The sequence below is a fragment of the Rhizobium sp. TRM96647 genome (assembly GCF_025780115.1).
Classification (GTDB): Bacteria; Pseudomonadota; Alphaproteobacteria; order Rhizobiales; family Rhizobiaceae; genus Mycoplana.
Map to the genome: position 1 here is coordinate 382,078 of NZ_JAOXHF010000002.1, position 19,667 is coordinate 401,744.

At 66.5% G+C, this 19,667-nt stretch carries 20 protein-coding genes and 1 pseudogene; 13 read left to right on the forward strand and 8 right to left on the reverse strand.

The features are described 5' to 3' along the window. Positions 1-2 precede the first annotated feature (2 nt). The 6 genes from OCK02_RS04745 (at position 3) to OCK02_RS04770 (ending at position 4,177) form a co-directional block, all read left to right on the forward strand. Positions 3-410: a DUF983 domain-containing protein gene (locus tag OCK02_RS04745; RefSeq protein WP_263811808.1), complete on the forward strand. Its 408-nt coding sequence runs from the start codon at positions 3-5 to the stop codon at positions 408-410. Beyond that, a complete protein-coding gene (locus OCK02_RS04750) occupies positions 400-1,146 on the forward strand; it encodes an SURF1 family protein (RefSeq protein WP_412178767.1) in 747 nt (248 codons plus the stop codon). Before OCK02_RS04745 ends, OCK02_RS04750 begins: the two co-directional genes overlap by 11 nt. A 136-nt stretch (positions 1,147-1,282) precedes the next feature. Next, positions 1,283-2,290, forward strand: coding sequence for a 4-hydroxy-3-methylbut-2-enyl diphosphate reductase (ispH, locus tag OCK02_RS04755; RefSeq protein WP_263811810.1), 1,008 nt, complete (start codon positions 1,283-1,285; stop codon positions 2,288-2,290). 37 nt (positions 2,291-2,327) lie between these two features. After that, positions 2,328-3,296 (forward strand): homoserine kinase, encoded by a 969-nt coding sequence (locus OCK02_RS04760; protein ID WP_263811811.1) that lies wholly within the window; start codon positions 2,328-2,330, stop codon positions 3,294-3,296. Further along, a complete protein-coding gene (gene rnhA / locus OCK02_RS04765) occupies positions 3,293-3,733 on the forward strand; it encodes a ribonuclease HI (protein ID WP_112615298.1) in 441 nt (146 codons plus the stop codon). The genes OCK02_RS04760 and rnhA overlap by 4 nt, the downstream gene beginning before the upstream one ends. A gap of 9 nt (positions 3,734-3,742) precedes the next feature. Then, positions 3,743-4,177: a hypothetical protein gene (locus OCK02_RS04770; protein WP_263811812.1), complete on the forward strand. Its 435-nt coding sequence runs from the start codon at positions 3,743-3,745 to the stop codon at positions 4,175-4,177. A 99-nt stretch (positions 4,178-4,276) separates the two neighbouring features. Here the strand turns inward: OCK02_RS04770 and OCK02_RS04775 are convergent, their stop codons facing one another. Both OCK02_RS04775 and OCK02_RS04780 read right to left on the reverse strand, forming a co-directional pair. After that, complete coding sequence (locus OCK02_RS04775) at positions 4,277-4,762, reverse strand: peroxiredoxin (protein ID WP_230802964.1); 486 nt, start codon at positions 4,760-4,762, stop codon at positions 4,277-4,279. A 70-nt stretch (positions 4,763-4,832) separates the two neighbouring features. Next, the gene (locus tag OCK02_RS04780) at positions 4,833-5,669 is read right to left on the reverse strand and encodes a protein-disulfide reductase DsbD domain-containing protein (protein ID WP_263811813.1); all 837 of its coding nucleotides are present in this window, start codon (positions 5,667-5,669) and stop codon (positions 4,833-4,835) included. A 189-nt stretch (positions 5,670-5,858) separates the two neighbouring features. Here OCK02_RS04780 and OCK02_RS04785 point away from each other — a divergent pair, with 189 nt between their 5' ends. Further along, a complete protein-coding gene (locus OCK02_RS04785; protein WP_230802966.1) occupies positions 5,859-6,464 on the forward strand; it encodes a YqgE/AlgH family protein in 606 nt (201 codons plus the stop codon). Positions 6,465-6,581: 117 nt separating this feature from the next. After that, the gene (locus OCK02_RS04790) at positions 6,582-7,649 is read left to right on the forward strand and encodes a putative zinc-binding metallopeptidase (protein ID WP_263811814.1); all 1,068 of its coding nucleotides are present in this window, start codon (positions 6,582-6,584) and stop codon (positions 7,647-7,649) included. A 53-nt stretch (positions 7,650-7,702) separates the two neighbouring features. Here OCK02_RS04790 and OCK02_RS04795 read toward each other — a convergent pair. From OCK02_RS04795 to thrC, 4 genes and pseudogenes are all read right to left on the reverse strand, one after another. Then, a pseudogene (locus OCK02_RS04795) lies at positions 7,703-10,525 on the reverse strand (EAL domain-containing protein); the annotation flags it as partial. A 97-nt stretch (positions 10,526-10,622) separates the two neighbouring features. Beyond that, entirely contained in the window at positions 10,623-11,279 is a 657-nt protein-coding gene (locus OCK02_RS04800; protein WP_230802968.1) for a GNAT family N-acetyltransferase, read from the reverse strand. Positions 11,280-11,515: 236 nt separating this feature from the next. Continuing rightward, positions 11,516-12,811: a M16 family metallopeptidase gene (locus OCK02_RS04805; RefSeq protein ID WP_263811816.1), complete on the reverse strand. Its 1,296-nt coding sequence runs from the start codon at positions 12,809-12,811 to the stop codon at positions 11,516-11,518. A 20-nt stretch (positions 12,812-12,831) separates the two neighbouring features. Then, entirely contained in the window at positions 12,832-14,229 is a 1,398-nt protein-coding gene (gene thrC, locus OCK02_RS04810; RefSeq protein WP_263811817.1) for a threonine synthase, read from the reverse strand. 418 nt (positions 14,230-14,647) lie between these two features. On the opposite strand from thrC, the gene OCK02_RS04815 reads away from it, so the two are divergent. Both OCK02_RS04815 and OCK02_RS04820 read left to right on the forward strand, forming a co-directional pair. Next, positions 14,648-15,193, forward strand: a complete 546-nt coding sequence (locus tag OCK02_RS04815; protein WP_230802971.1) for a hypothetical protein — start codon at positions 14,648-14,650, stop codon at positions 15,191-15,193. A 258-nt stretch (positions 15,194-15,451) separates the two neighbouring features. Further along, entirely contained in the window at positions 15,452-15,973 is a 522-nt protein-coding gene (locus OCK02_RS04820; protein WP_263811818.1) for a GNAT family N-acetyltransferase, read from the forward strand. A gap of 53 nt (positions 15,974-16,026) precedes the next feature. Here the strand turns inward: OCK02_RS04820 and OCK02_RS04825 are convergent, their stop codons facing one another. Beyond that, on the reverse strand, positions 16,027-16,716 hold the full coding sequence (locus OCK02_RS04825; protein ID WP_230802973.1) for an HAD family hydrolase: 690 nt from the start codon (positions 16,714-16,716) through the stop codon (positions 16,027-16,029). A gap of 159 nt (positions 16,717-16,875) precedes the next feature. On the opposite strand from OCK02_RS04825, the gene OCK02_RS04830 reads away from it, so the two are divergent. From OCK02_RS04830 to OCK02_RS04840, 3 genes are all read left to right on the forward strand, one after another. Beyond that, the gene (locus OCK02_RS04830) at positions 16,876-17,544 is read left to right on the forward strand and encodes a GntR family transcriptional regulator (RefSeq protein WP_263811819.1); all 669 of its coding nucleotides are present in this window, start codon (positions 16,876-16,878) and stop codon (positions 17,542-17,544) included. A 220-nt stretch (positions 17,545-17,764) separates the two neighbouring features. Next, positions 17,765-18,352 carry a biotin transporter BioY gene (locus OCK02_RS04835; protein WP_263811820.1) on the forward strand — a complete coding sequence of 196 codons (588 nt, stop codon included), beginning with the start codon at positions 17,765-17,767 and terminating at the stop codon, positions 18,350-18,352. A gap of 13 nt (positions 18,353-18,365) precedes the next feature. Continuing rightward, the gene (locus tag OCK02_RS04840) at positions 18,366-18,809 is read left to right on the forward strand and encodes a DUF1284 domain-containing protein (RefSeq protein WP_263811821.1); all 444 of its coding nucleotides are present in this window, start codon (positions 18,366-18,368) and stop codon (positions 18,807-18,809) included. Between the two features lie 108 nt (positions 18,810-18,917). On the opposite strand, the gene OCK02_RS04845 is transcribed toward OCK02_RS04840, so the two are convergent. Beyond that, positions 18,918-19,610: an ArsR/SmtB family transcription factor gene (locus tag OCK02_RS04845; protein WP_263811822.1), complete on the reverse strand. Its 693-nt coding sequence runs from the start codon at positions 19,608-19,610 to the stop codon at positions 18,918-18,920. Positions 19,611-19,667 lie beyond the last annotated feature (57 nt).

Genomic DNA, 19,667 nt, shown 5'->3' on the forward strand with positions numbered 1-19,667 from the left:
ACATGAATGAAGACAAGGCCCTCTATCCGCCGGTCGATCCGGTTTCGACCGGACTGCGCGGCCATTGCCCCCGGTGCGGGCACGGCAAGCTCTTCGACGGCTACCTGAAGCTGAAGCCGGAGTGCGCCGCCTGCGGGCTGGACTATTCCTTCATCGATGCCGGCGACGGGCCCGTCGTGTTCGTGCTTTTGATCGTCGGCTTCGTCGTCGTCGGCACGGCACTGTGGATGGAGGTCAGCTACAGCCCGCCGCTCTGGCTGCATTTCATCCTGTGGATCCCGTTCGCCATCGCCTTCGGCCTGGCGCTGACGCGCATGCTCAAGGGCGTGCTGATCGCGCTGCAGTACAGGAACAACGCCCGCCCCGGCGAGATCGACCGCCGGACCGATCACGAGGGTGATCGTGGCTGAACCGGTGCGGCAGCCCGGCCGCCGCCCGCTCCGGGCGGTCCTTTCCGGCCTCGTCCTTCTGGCCGCGCTCGCCGTGCTCCTGTCGCTCGGCACCTGGCAGATGCAGCGGCTCGCCTGGAAGGAGAAACTGCTCGCCGACATCGCCGAGCGGCGCACCGAGGCCGCCGTTCCGCTCTCTGCCATCGAGGCGATGAAGGCAGGCGGCGCCGATATCGAATACCGCCCCGTGACCGTGACCGGCACCTTCGAGAACGACCGGGAACGCCATTTCCTGGCGACCTATGCGGGCCGGTCCGGCTATCACGTCTATACGCCGCTGCGCCTTGCCGACGGCCGCGCCGTCTTCGTCAACCGCGGCTTCGTTCCCTATGACCTGAAGGAGCCCGCGACGCGGCCGGACGGGCAGGCGGCGGGCGAGCGGACCGTCACCGGGCTTGCCCGCGACAGGCTGGCCGGCAAGCCGTCCTCGCTCGTCCCCGACAACGATCTTGCCAAGAACGTGTTCTACTGGAAGGACCTCGACGCCATGGCGGCGAGCGCGGGTGTCGCGCCCGGAACCCTCGTGCCCTTCTTCGTCGATGCCGACGCCACGCCCAATCCGGGCGGCTTTCCCGTGGGCGGGGTGACCCAGTTCGAGCTGCCCAACAATCATCTGCAATACGCATTGACGTGGTACGGACTGGCATTGGCGCTGGTGGGGGTCGCGGGGCTCTATGCCTGGCGGTCGCGGCGCTGAGGGGCCGGGTGGCGGCTTGGCGCTTTCATCGACGTCAATTTGTGATAAATGCCAGTGGCTTCGCAAAGATGCGAATGACGGCTGGCGGCAAGGCCCGCGGGCACCTACATCAATCGGACACCGGTGACATCCTGACATGGCTTCTTCGACTGCCCTCTCTCCCCTGACGATCCGCCTGTGCGGCCCGCGCGGCTTCTGCGCCGGCGTCGACCGGGCGATCCAGATCGTCGTGCTGGCGCTGAAGGCCTATGGGGCGCCGGTCTATGTGCGCCACGAGATCGTGCACAACCGCTACGTCGTCGAGGGACTGGAAGCGAAGGGCGCGATCTTCGTCGAGGAACTGGACGAGATCCCCGAGGAGCACCGCGCCCAGCCGGTCGTCTTCTCCGCCCATGGCGTGCCGAAGTCGGTGCCCGAGGATGCCGTCTCCCGCAATCTTTTCTACCTCGACGCCACCTGCCCGCTGGTCTCGAAGGTGCACAAGCAGGCCATACGCCACCAGCGTCTCGGCCGCCATGTCATCCTGATCGGCCATGCCGGCCATCCCGAGGTGATCGGCACGATGGGGCAACTGCCGGAGGGGACCGTCTCGCTCGTCGAGACGATCGAGGATGCCGACGTCTATCAGCCGGCCGATCCCGACAATCTCGGCTTCGTCACCCAGACCACCCTGTCGGTGGACGACACGGCCGGCGTGATCGCGCGGCTGAAGGAGCGCTTTCCCAACCTGACGGCGCCGGCGGCCGATTCGATCTGCTACGCCACCACCAACCGGCAGGAGGCGGTCAAGCAGGCAGCCCCCGGCTGCGACCTCTTCCTCATCGTCGGCGCACCGAATTCGTCTAATTCCAAGCGCCTCGTCGAGGTCGCACTCAGGGCAGGGGCCAAAAAGTCGTTGCTTGTCCAGCGCGCGTCCGAAATCGACTGGAACGGCCTCGGCGATGTCAGTACCGTCGGCCTGTCGGCGGGTGCTTCGGCCCCCGAAGTCATCGTCGACGAGATCATCGAGGCCTTCCGCGCCCGCTACGACACCACGGTCGAACTGGCCGACACGGTGGAGGAGACGGAGAATTTCCTCGTGAACCGCGAACTGCGCAACGTCGAACTGACGCCGGCCGACATGGCCTTCGTCAACGGCGAATAGGATGGGGGCCGCCGGGCCCGGAGCGTGAGCTAGAGATTTGGCAGTCTACACCGATATCACCGAGGACGACCTCGCCCGCTTTCTGACCGACTACGAGGTGGGGACGCTGCTCTCGTACAAGGGCATCGCCGAGGGCGTCGAGAATTCCAATTTCCTGCTGCACACGACCAAGGGCGCCTTCATCCTGACGCTCTACGAAAAGCGCGTCGAGCCGAAGGACCTGCCGTTCTTCCTCGGCCTGATGCATCATCTGGCCGATCGCGGCCTGAGCTGCCCGCTGCCGCTGTCGCGCAAGGACGGCGCGTTGCTGGGCGAGCTTTCCGGCCGGCCCGCCGCCATGATCACCTTTCTCGAGGGCATGTGGCTGCGCAAGCCGGCGGCGAAGCACTGCCGCGAGGTCGGCCGGGCGCTGGCGGAGATGCATGTCGCAGGCGCGGGCTTCCAGCTCACCCGCAGGAATGCGCTCTCCGTCGACGGCTGGCGGCCGCTCTGGGACAAGTCCGCCGCCCGCGCCGACGAAGTCGAGCCCGGCCTGCAGGGCGAAATCGCCGAGGAACTGGCCTTCCTCGAAAGCCACTGGCCGAAGACGCTGCCGCACGGCGTCATCCATGCCGATCTCTTCCCCGACAACGTCTTCTTCATCGGCGACCAGCTCTCCGGCCTGATCGATTTCTACTTCGCCTGCAACGACACCTTTGCCTATGATGTCTCCATCTGCCTCAACGCCTGGTGCTTCGAGAAGGACGGCTCGTTCAACCTGACCAAGGGCATGGCGCTGCTGGACGGCTACGAGCAGGTGCGGCCGCTGAACGGCGCGGAACTGCGCTCGCTGCCGCTGCTCGCCCGCGGCTCGGCGCTGCGATTCTTCCTCACGCGCCTCTACGACTGGCTGACGACGCCGCCGGGCGCGCTCGTCGTGAAGAAGGATCCGCTCGAATACCTGAGGAAGCTGCGCTTCCATCGCCAGGTGAAGTCGGCGGAAGAATACGGCCTGGTGCACAGATGAAGCATGTCGATATTTTCACCGACGGAGCCTGCTCGGGCAATCCGGGCCCGGGCGGCTGGGGGGCGGTGCTGCGCTATGGCGAGGTCGAGAAGGAGCTCTCCGGCGGCGAACCGCAGACGACCAACAACCGCATGGAGCTTCTGGCCGCGATCTCCGCGCTCGACGCGCTCAAGGCGCCCTGCGAGGTCGATCTCTACACCGACTCCAAATACGTCATGGACGGCATCGAGAAGTGGATCCATGGCTGGAAGAAGAACGGCTGGAAGACCGCCGACAAGAAGCCGGTCAAGAACGGCGAGCTCTGGCAGGCCCTCGACGAAGCCCGTCGCCGCCACAAGGTGACGCTGCACTGGGTCAAGGGCCACGCCGGCCACCCGGAAAACGAACGGGCCGACGAACTCGCGCGCATGGGCATGGAGCCGTTCAAGAAGCGGTGAGAGCGCACGATGTTTGACCTCGAAACATGCGCGGAGAGTGCCCGGTCAGGCCGGCTGCAGTGTTGGGTGCTGGACTATCTTGCAAGCGGCTACTGGGCGAATCATGGGCTTCGCGACGGGCTCCTGCTTCAGGAGCGCCATTGGATCGGTCCCGTCTCCCTGGAGCTTTCGCGGCTGGAGCGCTGTTGCGGACCGGAGGCCGGAATGGCCTATCGTGTCCCCGGCGATGTGTGGAGCGAGCGGATCGACGTCATTTCCGACGGCCTCGTCGATGCGGAAAGCTTGCCGCCCCTGATCGTCGAATGGCAAGGGGGGCGTCTTCTTGTCCGCGACGGAAACCACCGCCATGCCGCGATGAAGTTGAAGGGCTGGACGTCCTGTTTCGCCGTCATCTGGTGCAATCGCGAAGAAGACTACCGGGCGGCGCTTTCGCATATTGCCTAACGGTCGAAACGAGAATGGGGGGGCAGGTCGCTCCCGCCGCGGGACGCATCTTGCGCCTTTCGCGGCAGGAGGAATTTTATCGCCAGATGAGCTCGGCCTTCAGAGCTGCCCGATCATCGCCGCCGCCGCCGAGACGGTCGCCTGGCCGGGGCTTTCCTCGATGTTGAGCGTCTTGACCACGCCGTCCTCGACCAGCATCGAATAGCGCTTGGAGCGCACGCCGAGGCCGTTGGGGGTGAGGTCGATGTCGAGGCCGACAGCCTTGGCGAACTGGGCGCTGCCGTCGGCGAGGAAGCGGATCTTGCCGAGGCCGCCGGTCTCCTTGGCCCATGCGGTCATGACGAACGGGTCGTTGACGGCGATGACGGCGATCTCGTCGACGCCCTTGGCGAGGATCGCGTCGCGGTTCTCCAGATAGCCGGGCAGGTGGTTCAGCGAGCAGGTCGGCGTAAACGCGCCGGGAACGGCGAAGAGCACGACGCGCTTGCCCTTGAACAGATCGCCGGTCGAGACCTCCGCCGGGCCGTCCGCGGTCGGTTCCTTGAGCTTCAGGTCGGGCAGTTTCTCTCCTACGGCAATCGTCACGATCGTTCTCCTTGGCTTGTCTTCGCCGCGCGAATTGCGCCGGCGGTCGGCCGCGGATAATAGGCGCTGGTCAGTCGATGACAAGCGGCATTTCCATCGCCCGGCCGCCGCTCTCGGCGGTGAAGAGAAGGGCGGCGTCTTCGAGGCTGGCCGCCTTCGGCTTGTGCCGCAGCGGGACGTTGACGCGGTAGGAATCGCCGCTGCGCACCGGTGCCGCCCCGGTATCGAACTGGAAGCCCTCCGGCCCGGAAACGAACACCTGCAACGGCTTCCCCGCCGAAGGCTCCGGCGCGGTGAAGATGACGGAAAGGGCGCTGCCCTCGGTGTTCCAGCGGGCCTCTGTGACGGCGAAGTCGGGCGAGGCCGCCGCCGGCAGGGCAGCCTCGGCCGCCGCCGCCATCGCGGCCTCGATCGGGTTGGCGACGGACACCTTGGCCATGTCCACCGAAAGCTCCGCCTGCAGCGGGATGCAGATGTTCTCGCAGACGCCGAGGAAGACCGAGGCCGTGATGCGATCGCCCTGCGTCGCCTGCTGCCGCTTCAGCGTCAGCGGCAGGGCGAGCGAGCGGTCGTAGCCGGTATAGGCGGTGAAGCCGTCGGAAAAGCGCTTGGGCAGGGGAAAGCGGATCGCCTCCACGACCAGCCCGCTCTCCGGCGCCATCGTGACCGTGGGCGAGATCCCGCTCTCGCCCGGATCGCGCCAGTAGGTCTTCCAGCCCGGCTGCAGCTCGATGTCGAGGAGGGCGGGAATGCGCCCGTCCACCTCCTCCGGCAGCACGATCAGGCGGACGCGGCCGCCCTCCGTCTCCGCCCAGGGCGAGGTTGCCGCAGAGCCCGCCCCCGGCGAGATCGCCAGCAGCGCGAGGGCAAGGAGAGGGAAGTGAAAGCCTGTCTGAAAACCTGTCATGGGATCACGATCTATGCGTTCACGGCGGCGATTGCGTGGCTCCGGCCGGCCTTTTCGAAGATGTTCACTTGAATGGTGAAGCCGCTGTCCCAGTTCTTTACAATGTTCCTCCCGCAGCGTCGAACAAAAGCGTCGGAGCGACCAGAAGGCGCTTTTCATTTCGGTGCGAATTGATAGGCTGTTTGCATTATGGCGATGTCGGTCCTGAAAAACAGACGAGAACGGGGCTTTCTTGACGGTCAATTCCTGATCGCCATGCCGGGTATGCTCGACAAGAATTTCGAGCGCACCGTCGTCTATATCTGCGCCCATTCCGACGACGGGGCCATGGGCTTCGTCATCAACCGCCCGCAGCAGATGAGCTTCACCGACGTCCTGCTGCACCTCCAACTGGTCGAGGAGGACGAGGTGATCCGCCTGCCGTCGCGCACCATCGATTTCCCGATCCGCTCCGGCGGCCCGGTCGAGAGCGGCAGGGGCTTCGTGCTCCACTCAGACGATTATTCGTCCGAATCCAGCATCCCGGTCAGCGACGATATGAGCCTGACGGCCACCCTCGACATCGTCCGCGCCATTTCGCGCGGCGAAGGGCCGAAACGCGGGCTGCTGATGCTCGGCTATGCCGGCTGGGGCGCCGGGCAACTGGAGAACGAGATCGTCTCCAACGGCTGGCTGACCTGCCCGGCATCGGAAGACCTGATCTTCGACACGCCGGTCGAGGCGAAGTACGACCGTGCGCTCGCGCTGATGGGCGTCACCCCGGCCATGCTGTCCATGGAAGCCGGGCACGCCTGAGCGTCTTGCGCGCCTCCGGGCACCCAAGGCGGTCCCGGTTCGCCGCGGCGGAACCTGTTCGGTCGATGGGCGTTGTGCGCGGACCCTTTCCGAAAGCAATCGTGCCCGGAGGTCGCCATGCGTCTCTTCCAATGTGAATCCTGCGGGCAGACCCTGCATTTCGGCAATCGCGCCTGCGTGCGCTGCGGCTCCCGGCTCGGCTTCGATATCGGCGACATGCGTCTCCATGCGCTGGCGCCGATGGCGGAGGAGGGGACATGGGAGATCGAGGGCCGCGCGGGCCAGGGCTTCCGCTTCTGCGACAATGCCGCAATCGACGTCTGCAACTGGCTGGTGCCGGTCGAGAGCGGGGATGCCTTCTGCGCCGTCTGCATCCATAACCGCGTCGTGCCGACCACCGATCCGGTGGGGCTGGAGCGCTGGCGGCGGATCTCTGCCGCGCAGCACCACCTGTTCTATTCGTTGCTGCGCTGGAACCTGCCGCATCCGACCCGCGAGCAGCAGCCCGACGGCGGGCTGGTCTTCGACTTCCTCGCCGACGAGGTCGATGCGAACGGCAATGTCGTGCCGGCGATGACCGGCCACGAGGACGGGCTGATCAGCCTCAGGGCGGCGGAGGCCGACGACGACGTGCGCGAAGCCGTGCGCGTCGCCATGGACGAGCGCTACCGTTCGCTGCTCGGCCATCTGCGCCACGAGATCGGCCATTTCTACTGGGGCCAGCTTCTTGGCGACGAGGCCGATCTGCAGCGCGCCCGCGAACTCTTCGGCGACGAGCGCGAGGACTATGGCGCAGCACTCGAGCGTCATTACCAGGGCGGCCCGCCGCCCGACTGGCAGCAGCGCTTCATCAGCACCTATGCCAGCGCACATGCGGCGGAAGACTTCGCCGAATGCTGGGCGCACTACCTGCACATTGTCGATACGCTGGAGACGGCCCGCGCCTTCGGGCTCAATACGGATCCGCGGGGAGGGCACGACGAACTGGAGGCGACGGTCGATTTCGACCCCTATCGCGTCGTCAGCGCCGACCGGCTGGTCGATGCCTGGATCCCGCTCAGCGTCGCCGTCAACGAGATCCAGCGCTCCATGGGACAGCCGGACAGCTATCCCTTCGTTCTCTCCCAGCCGGTGGTCGAGAAGCTGGAATTCATCCGCGGCATCGTCGCAAAGGCGCACCGCTGACGGCAGCGCTGCCGCGCAAGACGCGGCCCCGCCGGGGCAGGGCGCGAGCGTGCTCAGGCGCGCTTCATCAGGGGAAATCGTTCCTTCAAAAGCCGCAGCACCGAATCGTAGTTGATCGGCGGGCCGAACAGGTAGCTCTGGCCGTATTCGCAGCCCATCCGCCCGAGTTCGATCGCGTCCTCCTCCGTCTCGATCCCCTCGGCGACGACCTGCATCTCCATCTCCCGCGCCATCGAGATCACCGAGCGCAGCAGGACCGTCCGCTTGTCGGAGCTGTCGCGCACCAGCGCCTTGTCGATCTTGATCGTGTCGAAGGGGAAGCGGGTGAGATAGGCGAGCGAGGAATAGCCGGTGCCGAAGTCGTCGAGCGCCAGCCCGAGCCCGGCCTCGCGCAGCTTGTTGAGCACGAGCCGCGCCTGCTCGGCGTTCTCCATGACGACCGATTCCGTCAGCTCGAACTTCAGCTTGTGCGGCTCGCAGCGCGTCTTGGACAGCACGGCGCGGACGTCGTTGTAGAGCTCGTTGTTCAGGAGCTGCGCGCTCGAAAGATTGACCGAGACGAAGATCGGCAGGTCGCCCGTCTGCAACTGCCAGTCCATCAGGTCGCTCGCCGCCTTGTCGAAGGCGAATGCGCCGAGCTGGCTGATCAGGTCGGACTGCTCGGCGACGGGGATGAACTCCTCCGGCGAGATGCTGCCGCGCTTGGGGTGCTCCCAGCGCATCAGCGCCTCGAAGCCGGCGACCTCGGCATCCGACAGCCGCACGATCGGCTGGTAGACGAGGGAGAGTTCCTTGCGCTCGATCGCCCGGCGCAGGTCCGTCTCCATCTGCAGTCGGTCCGTGCCCATGGTGCGGAAGGCCGGGCGGAACGGCTCGACACGGTTGCCGCCGGCCTTCTTCGCCCGGTACATGGCAAGCTCGGCATCGTTGAGCAGGCTTGCCGCGTCCTGCTGCTGATCGAGCCAGGAGACGAGCCCGATCGAGGCGGTCAGGATGATCTCGCGGTTGGCGAAGTTGATCGGCACGGTGATCGCCTTCGACACCGCATCGGCGAAATCGGCGACCTTGGCCGGATCGCGCTCCGAAAGCAGGATCAGGCCGAACTGGTCGCCGGAAAGCCGCGACAGCGTGTCCTGCGGCTTCAGCAGCCGGCGCAGGCGCCGCGACAGCGCCACCAGGATATTGTCGCCGGCGGCGATCCCGAGTGCGTCGTTCACCTGCTTGTAGCGGTCGATGTCGATCGCCAGCACCGTCGGGCGCACCGCCTCGCCGGAGCCCGCGATCGACAGAACCGATTGCAGCCGGTCGAGGAAGACCTGGCGGTTGGGCAGGCCGGTCAGGTTGTCGTGCAGCGCGTCCTGCAGCAGCCGGTCGACGGAATTGCGTTGCTCGGTGATGTCGACGATGGTGCCGACGCAGCGGATGATCTCGCCATTGGCGCCCAGCACCGGCCGGGCGCGGATCGCCAGCCAGTGGTAGTGGCCGTCCTCGGCGCGGACGCGGAACTGGTGGTTCAGGCGGCCGCGGCGATGTTCCAGGAGCACGTCGAGCGTGGCGCGGAAGCGGTCGCGGTCGTCGGGATGCAGCCGCGGCAGCCAGTTGCGGGCGGCCCCGTGCATGACGCCGGGCGAAAGGCCGAGCTGGGCGGAAATGTCGGGAATGGTGACGACGCGGTCGCGCGCCACGTCCCAGTCCCACACCGTGTCGCCGGAGCCGGTCAGCGCCAGCGACTGGCGCTCGAGGTCGGAGAACAGGCCCTGCTGGTAGGCGCCGCCGGCAAAGGCGTGCTGCATCACCGTGAACCCCATCAGAAGCACGATCAGCACCAGGCCGCCGCCGAGCGCGGGCTGGATGATGTCGTTGTCGAGCCGCCCGGTCACCGTCATCCAGGCGCCGAACAGCCAGACGAGGATCAGCGCCCAGGCAGGCACGAGCAGGATCGCCCGGTCGTAGCGGTTGAAGCCGAGATAGGCGATCAGGATGATGCCGGCCGAGGCCGTCAGCGCGAACGAGAGCCGGGCGATGCCGGCGGCGATCGGCGGGTCGTAGACGGCGACGCCGAACAGCAGCCCGAGGCCGAGGATCCAGGCGAGCGTGGCGTAGGAGAGGTGGGCGTGCCAACGGTTCAGGTTCAGGTAGGTGAACAGGAACACGACGAGGCCGACGGCGAGCGAAACCTCCGTCCCCGCCCGCCATATCCGCTCGTCGCCGGCGGTGATGCTGATGAGCTTCGACAGGAAGCCGAAATCGACGCAGATATAGCCGAGCACGGCCCAGGCGAGGGCGGCCGTCGCCGGCAGCATCGAGGTGCCCTTGACGACGAACAGGATGGTGAGAAACACCGCGAGCAGGCCGGCGATCCCGAGCACGATGCCGCGATAGAGCGTGAAGGCGTTGACCGTGTCCTTGTAGGCGTCCGGTTCCCACAGGTAGATCTGCGGCAGGTCCGGCGTTGCCAGTTCCGCCACGAAGGTGACGACCGTGCCCGGGTTCAGCGTGATGCGAAACACGTCCGCCTCCTCGCTCTGCTGGCGGTCGAGGGCGAAGCCTTCGCTAGGCGTGATGGACAGGATGCGCTGCGAGCCGAGGTCGGGCCAGAACAGCTTGGAGCGCACCAGCCGGAAATGCGGCGCCACGATCACGCGGTCGATCTGCTCCTCGGAGATGTTGGCGAGCGCGAATACCGCCCAGTCGCCCTCGTGCGAGGGGTTGCTCGCCCGCACCTCGATGCGGCGCACGATGCCGTCGGTGCCGGGCGCCGTGGAGACCTGGAAGGCGTCGCCGCGCCCGGTATAGATCTCCGTCGTCGCCGTCAGGTCGAGTGCCGTGTCGTCGCGGGAGATCTGCACCGGCTCGACCGCCTGCGCGGTCGACGCAAGCAGGCCGACCAGCGAGAGCGCCGCCAGAAGGGTAAGGGCGAGCACCCGGCTGACGAACAGCAGTGTCGGCACGAAACGGATTGTCATTGGAACGCTAATTTCCTGTCGTCTGCGGGTCCAGCAGCCCTCTCTCCGGCGCGGCCAGAATTCGCGGCTGGGCCCTGTCCCCTGCCAGCAGCGAATACATCACGTGGTCGCGCCACTCCCCGTTTATCTTCAAATATTCCCTCAGGTAGCCTTCGCGCTGAAAGCCGGCCTTTTCAAGGAGGCGGATGCTCCGCTCGTTGTCAGGAATACAGGCTGCCTCGATACGGTGCAACTGAAGCTCCCCAAAGATATAGGGGATGGCCAGTTTCAGGGCGGAAAGCATGTGGCCGCAGCCGGCATGGCGCTCGCCCATCCAGTAACCCACCATGCAGCATTGCGAGGCGCCGCGGCGGATGTAGCCGATCGTCAGGCCGCCCAGAAGCAGTTGCTGCTCCTCGGCCTTGAGGAAGAGAAACAGCGGCAGCGCCTGGCCGCTGGCGAACTCCTGCTCGTTGCGCACGACGCGGGCACGGAAGGAACTCTCGGAAAGCTCGTCGTTGCGCCAGGTCGGCTCCCAGGGCTCGAGGAAGCGCCTGCTTTCGGAGCGAAGCGGATACCACTGGCGATAATCGGCAAATCGCGGAAGGCGCAGGAAATGCGTTTCGCTTTCGAGCGTCACGGTGTCGGACTGCCGCGACAGGAACCGAAAGACCGATCGTGCCATGCATTCTCTCCGTTGCGCCGACCGCGCCGCCTTGTGTCCAACACTAGGACAATGCCGGCGATCCCGTCAAACCGGATGTTGCCCTGCGCCCTCGCCGTCGTTCGTTTTGGCACGGCCTCCCGTCGGCGGTCGCCGGCGCATGACGTCAAAGGACCGTCGCGGGGCGATCCGCGACGGTCCTTTCAGGTCCTGTCGTGACGACTGCCGGCCCGCGAGGCCGGCCCGGAGGCAGCACCTCAGCCTGCAGCGCGCTGCGGCAGGGCGCTGCGGGTCAGCGAGCCGATGATGTCGCTCGCGGAAGCGAGCTGCTCCAGCGGGCCGATGGCGGAAAGGGTGGGGCGGGTGTCGAAGAACAGCCGGCCGGCGAGGTCGGTCAGCCGGTCGACGGTGATGCCTTCGAGGCGCTCCATCAGCTCGTCGTTCGGGATCGGCCGGCCGTAGAGCATCATCTGGCGCGCGATCTGGCCGGCGCGGGCCGCCGGGCTTTCCTGGCCCATCAAAAGCTGCGCGCGGATCTGTGCGCGGGCCCGGTCGATCTCCTGCTGGTCGATCCGGTCGGCCGACTTGCGCAGTTCCTCGACGATCACCGGCACCAGTTCCGGCAGGTTCTCGCCGCCGGTCGCCGCATGGATGCCGAAGATGCCGGTGTCGGAAAAGCCCCAGTGGAAGGCATAGACGGAATAGCAAAGCCCGCGATGCTCGCGCACTTCCTGGAACAGCCGCGATGACATGCCGCCGCCGAGGATGTTGGCGAGGATCTGCGAACAGTAGAAGTCGCGCGCATGATAGGCCTTGCCCTCGAAGCCGAGCAGCACCTGCGCGTCCATCAGGTCGCGCGTCTCGCGCACGTCGCCACCGGTATAGTGGGCTTCCTCGAGCACCGGCGGCGCGGACGGGGTCTGCGGCAGCGCCGCGAAGCGTTTCTCGACGTCCTTGACGAAGCTGTCGTGCTCGACCGCGCCGGCGGCGACCACGAACATGCGGTCGGTCGTGTAGTTGCGGCCGAGATAGTTGCGGATCTGCGCCGGCTGGAAGGAGAGCACCGTCTCCGGCGTGCCGAGGATCGCCCGGCCGATCGTCTGGTCGCGATAGGCGACCTCGGAGAACTTGTCGAAGATCACGTCATCAGGCGTGTCGTTGGCCGCCCCGATCTCCTGCAGGATGACGTGCTTTTCCCGCGACAGTTCCTCCTCGTCGAATTCCGATTCCGTCAGGATGTCGGCGAGGATGTCGGTGGCGAGCGGCACGTGGTCCTTGAGCACGCGGGCGTAGTAGGAGGTGGTCTCGGTGGAGGTGGCGGCATTGACCTCGCCGCCGACGTTCTCGATCTCCTCGGCGATCTCGCGGGCAGTGCGGCGCGCCGTGCCCTTGAAGGCCATGTGCTCGAGCAGGTGGGCGATGCCGTGCTCGTCGGTGGTCTCGTTTCGGGAGCCGGACTTGATCCACACGCCGAGGGCGACGCTCTCCAGATGCGGCATGGTCTCGGTGACGACCGTCAGACCTGACGGCAGCCTGGTGCACTCAACTTTCATGTTCCGACTTTCCGCGATCGCTAAGCCCGAATTCGGGAGTGTCTGCCGATGAAGGCTTCAACGGTATCCAGTTCCGGATCCAGGATTTCGAACCGCTCCTCCCTTTGCATCATGCCAGCAAGCCACGACGGAAGCGCCGGGTCAATACCGCTGGCCGATTTTACCGCGGCGGGGAATTTGGCCGGATGGGCGGTCGAAAGCGTGACCATCGGGCTCGCCGCGCGGGCGTTCTTCGCCGCCACGAAGACGCCGGTCGCCGTGTGCGGATCGAGCAGGTAGCCGGTCTTTTCAAGCGTTTCGGCGATCGTCGCTGCGACCTGCTTCTGCGTCGCGCGGCCGGCGCGGAATTCCTTGCGGATCGTCTTCAGCGCCTTCTCGCCGATCTCGAAGGCGCCCGATTGCTTGAGCCTGTCCATCGCGGAGCGGACCGCCTGCGGATCGCGGCCATGGGCCTCGAACAAAAGCCGCTCGAAATTCGACGAGATCTGGATGTCCATCGACGGCGAGGTGGTGGCGACGACGCCGCGCATCTCGTAGCGCCCGGTCTTGAGCGTGCGCGCCAGGATGTCGTTGTCGTTGGTGGCGATCACCAGCCGGTCGACGGGAAGGCCCATGCGCTTGGCGACGAAGCCGGCGAAGATGTCGCCGAAATTGCCCGTGGGAACGGTGAAGGAGATCTTTCGGTCCGGCGCGCCGAGCGCCACCGCACTCGTGAAATAGTAGACGATCTGGGCCATGATGCGCGCCCAGTTGATCGAGTTGACGCCGGAAAGCTGCATCTTCTCGCGGAAAGCCCGGTCGTTGAACATCGCCTTGACGAGGTCCTGGCAGTCGTCGAAGTTGCCGTTGACCGCAATCGCATGCACGTTGCCGGCACTCGAGGTGGTCATCTGCCGCTGCTGCACCGGCGAGACCTTTCCGTGCGGGAAGAGGATGAAGATGTCGGTGCGCTCGCGTCCGGCAAAGGCGTCGATGGCGGCCCCGCCGGTATCGCCCGAGGTGGCGCCGACGATCGTGGCGCGCTCGCCGCGCTCGGCCAGCACATGGTCCATCAGCCGCGCCAGCAACTGCATCGCCACGTCCTTGAAGGCGAGCGTGGTGCCGTGGAAGAGTTCGAGGATGAAGTCGTTCGACCCGGTCTGCACCAGCGGCGCCACGGCCGGATGGCGGAAGGTGGCATAGGCCTCGGCGATCATCGCCTTGAGCGTCTCGTCTTCGATCTCGCCGCCGACGAAGGGCGAAAGCACGGCGAAGGCGACCTCCTGGTAGCTCATGCCGCGCATCGCCCTGATCTCCTTCTTCGAGAACGAGGGCCATTCCTTCGGCACGTAGAGCCCGCCGTCGCTGGCAAGCCCCGCCAGCAGCGCATCGCAGAAGCCGAGGGTAGGGGCCTCGCCCCGCGTCGAAATGTACTTCACGTGATCATCCCTGAAAGTGAACGACAGGCCTGCGGTGGGCAGGCTTCTGGAGGGCGGGCATGGCGGGCGGGCATGGCGGGCGGCGGAGCCGGTCTGTGCAGGACGGTGGTCACGAAACATCCTTCTGTTCGGCCGCGGTCCCTGCCGCGCCCTCTGGACATATCCGAACCGGGCGGCATGCGCGGTTCCCGTTGCGGCGGACGATGGCAAAGCAGCTCGCCCGAAGCCTTCTCCGTCGCATGTTTCTCCAAGGGGAATCCTGCCATGCGGACCGATGCAGCAAAAAGTGGAAGGCCGGTTTTGGACAATCGATTTTTTGCCGCACCGCTGCTATAGAGCATCCGCGAGGGTCGAGAAAGGCCCGTTTTTTATAAGTTGTAGCGGGCGCCAGAAGTCCGAATGCAGGGGTGAGACACACGTGATTGGTAAGACACGCCGCCTTCTCGGCATCTCTCTACTCGCCATCGCCGCAGGGTGCAGCCAGACCGACAAGCCGGGCGAAATGGGCGTCGCCGGCGGCATCGGACAGCAGGCCTCGCAGCCGTCGGTCATCCAGGGCGCCTGCCCGCAGGTCTACCTGCGCGAAGGCACCGCCGTGCACCGGGCCTATGCCCGCGGCGCGAAGGACGATCCGCAAAAGCTGCTCTACCAGGCGACGCTGTCCGCCACCACGCGCCAGTGCGTGCAGAACGAGAGCAACCTGACGGTCACCGTCATGGCGCAGGGCCGCGTCGTTTCCGGTCCCGCAGGCGCCTCCGGCGCCGTCACGCTGCCCATCCGCGTCGCCGCCACCGACGGCAGCAAGACGCTCTATTCCAACCTCAGCAAGTTCAGCGTGACGATCCCGCCGGAAGGCACGGCGCAATACGTCTTCACCGACGCACAGGTCGTCCTCCCCGGCGGCGCCGGCAGCTTCTCGAAGATCTACGTCGGCTTCGACGAAGGGCCGTACAATACGCAGTGAAGCGAGGCAGTAGGCAGTAGCCAATAGCTGGGGCGCCTTCCGGCGCTTGCCGGGCGAGGCTGCTGCAGATTGTCCGCAAGACGCGTTTCGACTAGAGTTGATGATGGCTTGGGCACTTGGCGCCGGGCGGGAGAATTTCCAAGCTCCCGGTGCAGGATTGCTCGGGCCCAGCACGACCGCGGCCTTCTTTTCGGCGTCTATGCAACGCGGGAAGGAGTGTTCGCTTGCCGATGCAGAACTCGTGAGCGAGGTGCAGAGGTGGAACAGAACTCACAGATCGGTCCAGCCGTACCTGACGACTTCCCTGCCATTCGAGCCTTGTGCAACGACTTTCTCGACTGGTGCCGGTGGCGCTATGGCGAGAACGCCTGGTTCGTCGACCGCTACTACACGCCGGAACAATGGGCCGCGCTTCTGGACAGCCTGCCGAGGATTCATGCGGCTCCGGATGGAGATATCCTTGTTGCCCGCCTGAACGGAAAGGTGGTCGGCTGCGTGATGATGCAGCGGATCGATGATCGCACCTGCGAGATGAAGCGCATGTTCATCAGCCCGGAGGGGCGGGGCTTGGGGCTCGGCCGTCGCCTCGCCGAAAGCATCGTGCGCGTCGCGGCCGAGCGGGGCTACGCCATCATGCGGCTGGATACCGGGCGCAACCACGATGAGGCGCTTGGCCTCTACCGCTCTCTCGGTTTCGAAGAGATCGCGCCCTACTACGACGCGCCTCCCGAACTGCACAACCATCTCATTTTCATGGAGGCCCCTCTTGCAGCGGGGTAGTCCCGTCGCCCCGGGGGATACATGCCCACCGCCTACTGCCTATTGCCTCACCCTCACATCGCCTCCTGCCACTCCGCCAGTGCCGCGATCACGCCCGGCAGGTCGCTCATGCGCGAGATCACCGTCTCGGCGCCGGCGTCGGTCAGCCGGTCGGCATGCGAGGGGTAGGTGTGCGAGGCGCCGGTGAAGCCGACGACGCGCATGCCGGCGGCCCGTGCCCCGTGGATGCCGTGCACGGAATCCTCGACCACCAGCGTGCGGGCCGGATCGGCGCCGAACTGGGCCGCACCGTGCAGGAAGATGTCCGGCTTCGGCTTGACCCGGTCGGGGCCGAGGTCCTTGGCCGAATAGATGTGCGGCGCGAAGATCTCCTTCAGCCCGACCCGCGTCAGCATCAGGTCCAGCCGGTGCGATGCCGAGTTGGAGCAGATGCAATAGGGACGGCGCAGCCGCGACAGGGCGAACTTGACGCCGTCGATCACCTTGACCTCGTTGGCCAGCCGCGCGTCGAGCAGCTTCTCCGACTTGTCGAGCAGCGTTGCCGAAAGCGGGATGGAGGCCTCGCGCTCGATGGTGAGCAGGATGTTGTGCCAGGTCATGCCGGCGAAGCGCTCGCCCATTTCCTCGACGCCGATCGGATAGCCGGCCTCGGTCAGGAGGCGGGATTCGACCTCCGCCGCGATGATTTCGGAATCGACGAGAACGCCGTCGCAATCGAAAATGATGAGGTCGAAACCTTCCATGGAAACTGTCCTATCGGGAGGGGCGTGACGCCGGCGCGACCGCGGTGCGGCGCAAGATGGATATGCGGAGGCATGTATACGATGCGGCCGCAAAGCTCAACATCGGCTGCGGGCCTCGGCGCGCTCGACAGGCCCGGCCGGGCCTTCTATCAGTAGCGTATGACGAACAGCCAAGACGATACGATCGCAAGCCGCATCAGCCGCGTTCTCGCCGAGCGGATCATCTCCGGCGCGCTGCCGCCCGGCGCGCGCCTGCGGCAGGACCATCTGGCCGAGGAATTCGGCGCCAGTCATGTCCCGGTCCGCGAGGCGTTCCGGCGGCTGGAGGCGCAGGGGCTGGCCGTCAGCGAGCCGCGCCGCGGCGTGCGCGTCGCAGCCTTCGATCTGGCCGAGGTGCGTGAAGTGGCCGAGATGCGCGCGGCGCTCGAGGTGCTGGCCTTGCGCCACGCCATTGCCAACCTGACGTCGGCCATCCTCGATCGGGCGGCCGAGGCGACCGCGGCGGCCGATGCCGCGCGCGACGTGCGCGCCTGGGAGGCGGCCAACCGGGCCTTCCATCGCCTGATCCTGGAACCCTGCGCCATGCCGCGCCTCATGGCCTCGATCGACGACCTGCATGCTGCCAGCGCCCGCTTCCTCTTTTCCGCCTGGCAGTCGAGCTGGCAGCCGCGCACTGACCACGATCATCGCGCCATCCTCGCAGCACTCAGGGGCGGCAACGGCGAGGAGGCCGTCTCGATCCTCGGCCGCCACGTGCAGTGGATCGGCCGCACCCCCGTGCGCAACGCCACCGGCGAGACCCGCGAGATCTTCTCGATCGTCGGTTGACGGGCGGCTGTCCGGGTCGTCGGGCGCGCAATCTGTGAATTATCTATAATTTTTTCTCGTGCCGAAAGCCCGCATTTCCGGCACGTCGGCGCGTATATTGCCTGCCGGTGTCGCGCCCACGCCGCCGTTCTCCTGCTTGACGGTTTGGCGAATTTCGATCTAGCTTCAAAATTATAGATAATTATTCCGGTTATCTATAAGTCCCTTCAGGAGGATATTGATGTTCCAACTTGCTGCCGCCGGCCCGTCCGGTTTCGATCCCTTGCGCCTCAATGCGCGCTCAGTGCCGATGCGCATCGCCTTCGTGCTGGCCGGCACGCTGGCGCTGGCGCTCGCTTCGCGCATCAGCGTGCCGATGGTGCCGGTGCCGATCACGATGCAGACCTTCGCCGTCACCATGATCGGCGCGCTCTACGGCTGGCGGCTCGGCACGCTGACCGTGCTGGCCTGGCTCGGCGAGGGCATGGCCGGCCTGCCGGTGCTTGCCGGCGGGGCAGGCGGCATCGCCCATTTCGTCGGGCCGACCGCGGGCTACCTCGTCTCCTTCCCGCTGATGGCGGCCATGGTCGGCTGGCTGGCCGAACGCGGCTGGACCGGCAGCCGGATCGTTGCGAGCTTCGCGGCGCATTTTGCCGCCAACATCTTCTGCCTGGCGCTCGGCGGCGCATGGCTCGCGACGCTGATTGGCCTGGAGAAGGCGCTGATGCTGGGCGTCGTCCCCTTCGTGCTCGGCGCCGTGCTGAAGTCCGCGCTCGCCGCCGCCGTGCTGAAGGCCGTGGCACCCCGGCTCGTGCACGACCTGTCCTGACCGCCGCAGCACCGTGACCGTCCGGCTCCGCGCCCATCACCTGCTCTGCATGTTGACCTTCGTCGGCAAGGGCTACAGCCCCGCCTTCGTCGACAACTACAGGGCGATCGCCCGCCGGCTTTCGGCGGGCGAGACCATCCTCGTCGTCGAGGGGCCGGACGACATCTGCGCGCCGCTCATGGACGGCGACACCCACTGCCGCGACGAAAGCGTTGCCGGGCGCGACCGGCAGGCGGCGGAGGCCGTATCCGTCCTCACCGGGAGGGCCGTGGCCGCAGGCACGACCATTTTGCCGGACGAGGCGCTGCTGGAGCGCCTGCGCTCCGCCTTCGCCGGCGGGGATCTGCGCACAGCCTGCGGCGGTTGCGAGTGGGGCGATCTCTGTTCGCGTGTCTCAGCCCACGGCTTTCCCGGCGTCCTCGTGGGCAGGGCGCCGGCCACCGGCGAAGGCAGTTGAAGTGTCGCCGCAGCCGCTTCACGCGCCGCCGCAACAGGGCGAATCGAACTGTGAGGGTCGCCCGCCAAGCCCCGAATTCGATTCGGCTTTCGCAAATGCCGCCTTTGCTCAGCGGCGTTCCGGCTGCGGGAACAGGTCGAGGAACTGCCGCTCGCCTTTCGGCGTGAAGCCGATCGCGCGGCTGTCGTCGCTGCGCCGTGCCCAGCCCATCTCGATGAAGCGCGAAAGCAGCGCCTCGCCGAGCGAGCCTGCAAGATGCGAGCGCCGTTCGCTCCAGTCGAGGCAGGTGCGGCAGACCGGCCGCCGCTGGCTCCTGAGCCCGGTGACGTCGATGCCGATCCCGGCCATCTTCGCTTCGCCCTCGGCAGTCAGCGCCGCGTCGTCGCCGTCGATTGCGACATGCCCGTCGGCGACCAGCCGGTCGAGCATGCGCACGCCGAAGTCGCCGGCAAGGTGGTTGTAGCAGACGCGCGCCTTGCGCAGCGCCGGGTCCTTCGGGCCGGGCCGGGCGCGCAGGAAGCCGCGATGGGCGGCAAAGCCCATCAGCCCCTCCAGCATCAGCCCCACCTCGTCGTCGGCGAGCGCGAAATAGCGATGCCGTCCCTGCTTGCGCTGGCTGACGAGGCCGCCCGCTTCCAGCTTCGCTAGATGCGAGCTCGCCGTCGAAAGGGTGATGCCGGCTGCGCCTGCAAGCTCCGTCGCCGTCAGCGCCCGGCCGCCCATCAGCACGGCCAGCATGTTGGCGCGGGCGGGATCGCCGATCAGCGCGCCGATCTGGGCAATGTCGGGTCCTTCTTTCATACTTCGATCGTAACCGAAGCATTGCCGCTGCGCAACATGCCATCCTGCAGTCATCGA